Source organism: Marinomonas posidonica (genome assembly GCF_043643765.1).
Taxonomy (GTDB): domain Bacteria; phylum Pseudomonadota; class Gammaproteobacteria; order Pseudomonadales; family Marinomonadaceae; genus Marinomonas; species Marinomonas posidonica_A.
Genome location: NZ_JBHZSP010000005.1, coordinates 235,603 through 240,458, shown reverse-complemented (window position 1 = coordinate 240,458; position 4,856 = coordinate 235,603). Strand labels below are relative to the sequence as shown.

Annotated in this window: 4 protein-coding genes and 1 tRNA gene; 1 reads left to right on the top strand and 4 read right to left on the bottom strand. The window is 44.0% G+C overall.

Features of this window, described 5'->3' with window-relative positions; translation table 11 throughout:
• Nucleotides 1-170 precede the first annotated feature (170 nt).
• The 3 genes from ACHUFM_RS07955 to ACHUFM_RS07945 are packed head-to-tail and all read right to left on the bottom strand — an operon-like array spanning nucleotide 171 to nucleotide 3,446.
• Complete coding sequence (locus tag ACHUFM_RS07955; RefSeq protein WP_063331479.1) at nucleotides 171-1,343, bottom strand: sodium ion-translocating decarboxylase subunit beta; 1,173 nt, start codon at nucleotides 1,341-1,343, stop codon at nucleotides 171-173.
• Nucleotides 1,344-1,375: 32 nt separating this feature from the next.
• Nucleotides 1,376-3,163, bottom strand: a complete 1,788-nt coding sequence (gene oadA / locus ACHUFM_RS07950) for a sodium-extruding oxaloacetate decarboxylase subunit alpha (RefSeq protein ID WP_394181209.1) — start codon at nucleotides 3,161-3,163, stop codon at nucleotides 1,376-1,378.
• 37 nt (nucleotides 3,164-3,200) lie between these two features.
• Nucleotides 3,201-3,446 (bottom strand): OadG family protein, encoded by a 246-nt coding sequence (locus ACHUFM_RS07945; protein WP_394181207.1) that lies wholly within the window; start codon nucleotides 3,444-3,446, stop codon nucleotides 3,201-3,203.
• Between the two features lie 157 nt (nucleotides 3,447-3,603).
• On the opposite strand from ACHUFM_RS07945, the gene ACHUFM_RS07940 reads away from it, so the two are divergent.
• On the top strand, nucleotides 3,604-4,611 hold the full coding sequence (locus ACHUFM_RS07940) for a tRNA dihydrouridine synthase (RefSeq protein ID WP_394181205.1): 1,008 nt from the start codon (nucleotides 3,604-3,606) through the stop codon (nucleotides 4,609-4,611).
• Nucleotides 4,612-4,681: 70 nt separating this feature from the next.
• Here ACHUFM_RS07940 and ACHUFM_RS07935 read toward each other — a convergent pair.
• Nucleotides 4,682-4,758, bottom strand: a tRNA-Arg gene (locus ACHUFM_RS07935).
• Nucleotides 4,759-4,856: the final 98 nt, after the last annotated feature.

The following is a 4,856-nucleotide window of genomic DNA, read 5'->3' as shown; positions in this document are numbered from 1 at the left end:
GGGCGTATATTAAGGATCTACAGATTTAGTGCAACTCTTTTTTTCGTTTTTTTGATGTTTTGGTTAAGTTTTATTGTATAGGCATACTAAAACGCCAAAATCGTTTAAAAAACAACCGATAGGCAATAAAAAAGACGCATGGGCGCCTTTTTTATAACCTAATAACGATCTTAACCGCCAACATAACTCAGCATAACACCAGCCGCTACCGCAGAACCGATTACACCAGCCACATTTGGCCCCATCGCATGCATTAATAGGAAGTTTTGTTTATTTGCTTCCAAGCCAACTTTGTTGGCAACACGCGCGGCCATAGGTACAGCCGATACACCAGCCGCGCCAATCAATGGATTTATTGGATGTTCAGATACTTTGTTTAACACTTTCGCCATCAGTACACCGGTTGCCGTACCAATCGCAAAGGCCACCAAGCCAAGAGACAAAATACCCAGTGTTTCTATGTTCAGAAATGCTTCTGAACTGAGTTTAGAACCAACACCTAAACCAAGGAAGATAGTCACTGTATTGATCAAGGCATTTTGAGCGGTATCACTAAGACGATCAACCACACCAGACTCTTTCATCAAGTTACCAAAACAGAACATCCCCAACAGTGGCGCTGCGGATGGCAAGAACGCCGCCGCCAATAACGTCACTACAATTGGAAAGACAATTTTTTCTGTTTTCGTCACGTGTCTCAATTGCACCATTTTAATCGCGCGCTCTTCTTGAGAGGTTAACGCCCTCATAATAGGCGGCTGAATCAATGGCACTAACGCCATATAAGAGTACGCTGCCACCGCAATAGCACCAAGCAAATCTGGCGCCAATCGGCTCGCCACGAAAATCGCCGTTGGACCGTCCGCGCCACCAATGATACCAATCGCGGCCGCATCTGCTAACGTAAAGTCCATAATTCCGCTCGCGCCAAGCACCACGGCTCCGATTACCGTTGCGAAGATACCAAATTGAGCCGCCGCTCCTAGCAGCAGGGTTTTCGGATTGGCTAACATAGGACCAAAGTCCGTCATTGCGCCAACACCCATAAAGATTAATAACGGAAACAAACCGGTCTCAATACCACCATGATAAATGTAGTACTGTAATCCGCCTGGCGACACCATATGACCAGCAGCATCATAAACGGGCGCCGCCATAAAACCTGCACCAGGAATATTTACCAAAATAGCCCCAACCCCTATTGGTAATAATAACAGCGGTTCGAAACCTTTCTTAATAGCAAGATAGACAAGCAACAGTCCCACACACATCATCACAGCTTGACCGAATTCAAGCTGATATATGCCCGTATCGTGGTACAGATTTAATAATTTTTGTTCCATTTGGTTAAACCCTTTTTATTCTTGCAAATGAATTAAAGTGACAGCAATGCTTGACCCACTTGTACAGCATCACCTTCCTTAACGTGAACAGAACCAACTACACCCGCTTTAGGAGCAGAGATTTCAGTTTCCATTTTCATCGCCTCTAGAATCATAATGGTTTCACCTTCTTGAACCTGTTGCCCTGGCTTCACAAGCACTTTAAAAATATTGCCTGCTAATGGCGCTGGAACATCTTCACCACCACTTGCCTCTGCTACTGGCGCAGCGACAGGAGCTGACGAAGAAGACGAAACAGAAACAGGTTGAATCTGGCTGATATCGCCCCCTTCTTCCACTTCAACAACATAACTTTGACCCGCTACACTAACCGTATAAACAGCAGGACCTTCCACACTTTGAGCGGCTTCAACCAACTCTTGACCCGTTGGGACAGGCTCGAAGGCTTCAGGATTGTTTCGGTTTTCGAGGAATTTCAAACCAATCTGTGGGAACAAGGCATAAGTTAAAACATCATCAATCAAATCATCAGAGAGATTAATTTGCTTCTCTTTCGCCAACTCCTGTAATTCTTGAGTCAGTTTTTCAACTTCAGGCTCAAGCAAGTCAGCAGGACGACAAGTAATCGGCTCAGCGCCATCCAATACTCGCTGCTGTAACTCTTTGTTGAATTCAGCTGGTGCAGCACCGTATTCCCCTTTTAAAATACCAGCTGTTTCTTTTGAAATGGATTTATAACGCTCACCCGTCAACACATTCAATACAGCTTGTGTCCCTACAATCTGAGACGTCGGCGTTACCAAAGGAATCAAACCAAGATCCTCACGCACTTTTGGAATCTCTTTTAGCACATCGTCAAACTTATCCGCAGCGCCCTGTTCTTTCAGTTGATTTTCCATGTTCGTCAACATACCGCCAGGCACCTGGGCGATCAGAATACGTGAATCCGTACCACGCAACGAACCTTCAAACTTCGCATATTTCTTACGCACTTCTCGGAAGTAGGCTGCAATATCTTCCAGCGCTTCCAAATCTAAACCTGTATCTCTATCCGTTCCCTGCAATGCCGCGACTACTGACTCTGTTGAAGAATGCCCGTAAGTCATAGACATTGAAGAAATGGCTGTATCCACTCGATCAATTCCAGCCTCAATTGACTTCAGAATAGTCATATCAGACAAACCTGACGTTGCATGTGCATGCAACTGAACCTCAAGATCTGTCTGCTCCTTTAATAAAGACACGAGATCAAAGGCATCGTAAGGCGTCAAAATACCCGACATGTCTTTGATGGCAATGGAATCTGCCCCCATATCTTCAAGGGTTTTCGCATAATCCACCCAATTCTTAGTCGTGTGAACAGGGCTTTTAGTATAAGAAATCGTACCTTGCGCATGCTTGCCCATTTCTTTTACTGACTTAATGGCTTGCTCAAGATTTCGAGGGTCGTTCATCGCATCAAAAATACGAAATACATCGACACCATTGGCTGCGGCACGCTCCACAAACTTAGCAACCACATCGTCTGCATAATGGCGATACCCTAATAAATTCTGTCCACGCAAAAGCATTTGCTGAGGCGTTTTCGGCATGGCCTTTTTCAGTTCACGAATTCGATCCCAAGGATCCTCACCGATAAAGCGAATACAAGAATCAAAGGTCGCTCCACCCCAAGACTCCAACGACCAAAAGCCAACATTGTCGAGCTTTTCAGCAATGGGCAACATGTCATCAATACGAAGACGAGTTGCAAATAATGATTGATGAGCATCACGTAACACGACGTCCGTAATACCAAGAGGTTGCTTAATTGTTGTCATAGATCCAGCCTCTGCTATGTTCTGCGATTAAATGAGATTATTTATTACGATGTTGATGGATAGCAGCGGTAATTGCGGCCGCTATCTGTGGATCAACCGCCGCACTGGTTACGCTATCGGATGCCGGAGTACTAGGATTAGCCACCGGAACAACTTCTGGAAAGAATTTATTAATAATGGACGACATGTAGCCAGTAGCAAAAATAAGCACTACTAGAAAGACGAAGACAAACCCCATCCCTAATACCATCAGGCCAACACCTTCACTTATCAATTCGTTCATTACCCTACCCTTATGTGCACGAATTATTGCCTTGTTTAGAGGCAGCGAATGTGATCATATTCATTTTTTGAACAGATCTTCTCAATATGGTAACTCTTTTTTTACCATAAACCAGAACAGTTTCATATTTTTTTTGCATAACAGTTAGACTTATTTCGTGAACAATTCCCTAAAAAACAATCAAAACTTGCACAAACAAACCCAGCATAGCGACATCATACTGGCCGTCGCCCCAATGGAAGGTGTCATGGATCACACTATGCGCGCCTTACTCTCGAAAATTGGTGGAATGAACTACCTAGTATCGGAATTCGTTCGAGTCACTCAATACCCTATTCCGACATCAAGTTTTAAAAAACTCGTCCCTGAAAATAAAAATAGCGCAAAAACAGACTATCACCACCCAGTTCACACGCAGCTACTAGGAAGTAACGCTGAACTCATGGCAGAAAGCGCAGTCAACGCTATCGCCGCAGGCGCTAATCATATTGATGTGAATTTTGGCTGCCCAGCAAAACGAGTCAATGGACACGGCGGCGGATCCGTACTACTACAAGACTCTGAGACACTCTTTCGCATCATGAATGCTGTTCGCAAGCAGGTTCCAGCACAGATACCAGTGTCCGCTAAAATTCGCCTAGGCTATGAAGATGAAGAAAAACTCTTTGATAATGTGGCCGCGATTGAAAACGCAGGAACCAATGCATTAACAATACATGGCAGAACAAAGAAAGACGGCTACAAGCCACCAGCAAGATGGGAAAAAATCGGTTTAATTCAAGACAAAACACAAATGCGAGTCATCGCCAATGGGGACATTACAAACCTTGACTCACTCACACGATGCAAAACCATTACTGGCTGTACTGAATTTATGATTGGTCGAGGATCATTAAACAATCCTTTTATATTTCAGGACATTAGAAATACCTCATACGAAGAAGGATGCCATCAACATAAGAACCAACTGGCGTTACTCTTTGTAGAATACACACAAAGACTACAACTCGAATACGATGAAGTTGCGACCCTAGGACGACTAAAGCAATGGATTGGCCACTTACGATTTGAATTCTCAGATATTCAGCATAATTTAAAAACATTACGCCAAAGTAAAAGCGTTGCAGAATTCAGCGTGAAAATTCAAAATATCCTGAAAGCTTAACGGCTTTTTAAATTTAAAAAATCGAACGCAAATTTGGGAAGTTTTTCAGAAAAAAAAAGAAAGGTAGTAATGGCGCATCCGAGAGGATTCGAACCTCTGACCGCTCGGTTCGTAGCCGAGTACTCTATCCAGCTGAGCTACGGATGCGTAACTACTTTTTTGACATTAAATGGCGCATCCGAGAGGATTCGAACCTCTGACCGCTCGGTTCGTAGCCGAGTACTCTATCCAGCTGAGCTACGGAT